General features: G+C 66.6%; 2 protein-coding genes. Both read right to left on the reverse strand.

What is annotated here, in order from left to right; genetic code table 11:
- Nucleotides 1-500 (reverse strand): transposase zinc-binding domain-containing protein (locus F6X40_RS41450; protein WP_187631884.1); only part of this gene is annotated, 500 nt, incomplete at its 3' end.
- A 16-nt stretch (nucleotides 501-516) separates the two neighbouring features.
- Nucleotides 517-1,318 (reverse strand): tyrosine-type recombinase/integrase (locus tag F6X40_RS41455; protein ID WP_187631885.1); only part of this gene is annotated, 802 nt, incomplete at its 5' end.

Raw genomic sequence — 1,318 nt, forward strand, 5'->3', positions numbered from 1 at the left:
GGCGACAGCCCGCCACCCGGGACGATGCCGTGCACATGCGGATGATGCGTGAGCGCTGAGCCCCAGGTGTGCAGTACAAGCGTGGCCCCGATCTGGGCGCCGAGGTGTCTTGGATCTGCGGCGATCGTGCGCAGCGTGTCGGCGGCGATGTCGAACAGCAGCCCGTAGATGACCCGCTTGTTGTACCAGGCGATCGCGCTGATGGCAGCGGGCAGCGTGAAGACGACGTGGAAGTACTCGACCGGCAGCAGATCGGTCTGACGCGCTTCGAGCCAGCGTCGTGCAGCATTGCCCTGGCACTTTGGGCAATGGCGGTTGCGGCAGGAGTTGTACGCGATCTCGGTGCGCGCGCAGCCGGAACAGCGCAGCACATGCCCGCCCAGCGCCGCGCTGCGGCACTGTTCGATGGCCGACATCACCTTCAGCTGCCCGAGGCTCAGGTGGACCGTGCGACGCCACGCCGGCCCGTGGGCGCGGAAGATGTCCGCGACCTCCAGCATGAGGCACTGCGCCGTGTCAGTTGGCGGGCAGGCGCTCCAGCGGACTGGTGACTTCACGCAGCAGGTCGGTGGCCACCTGCGCGTAAAGCGCGGTGGTTTCGAGCTTCTTGTGGCCAAGCAGCACCTGGATCACGCGGATGTCGACCTTCTGTTCGAGCAGGTGCGTGGCGAAGCTGTGGCGCAGCGTGTGCATCGACACGCGCTTGTCGATCTGCGCGGCCTCGGCGGCAGCATGGATGGCGCGGTTCAGTTGCCGGGTGCTGAGTGGGTCGATGGGGTCGAGCCCGGGGAAGAGCCACCCGCCGTCGGGCATCTTGCCCTGGGCACGGGCCACGCGCCACCAGACCCGCAGGCGTTCGAGCAGCACCGGCGAGAGCATCGCATAGCGATCCTTGCGGCCCTTGCCCTGTTCGATGCGCAGCGTCATGCGCTGGCTGTCGATGTCCGTGACCTTCAGCGCCACCACTTCGCTGGCACGCAGTCCGGTACCGTAGGCGACCGAGAGGGCCGTCTGATGCTTGAGGTTGCCTGTTGCGGCAATGAGCCGCCGCACTTCATCGGGGCTGAGCACGACCGGTAGCGTACGGGGCACGCGCACGGGCTGCATCCGGGCCATCAGTTCGGGCTCGTGGAGCGTGATCTCGAAGAAGAACTTCAGCCCGGTGATCGCGGCGTTCAGTGACACCGGCGACGTGCCATGATCGACCAGATGCAGCTGGTAGGTTCGCAGGTCCTCGACGGTGGCGGTATCAGGCGAGCGCCCGATGTATCGGGCGAACTCGCGTACGATGCGCACATAGTTGGCTTGCGTCTTCGGG

It is taken from the genome of Paraburkholderia sp. UCT31, assembly GCF_014397655.1.
GTDB lineage: Bacteria > Pseudomonadota > Gammaproteobacteria > Burkholderiales > Burkholderiaceae > Paraburkholderia > Paraburkholderia tuberum.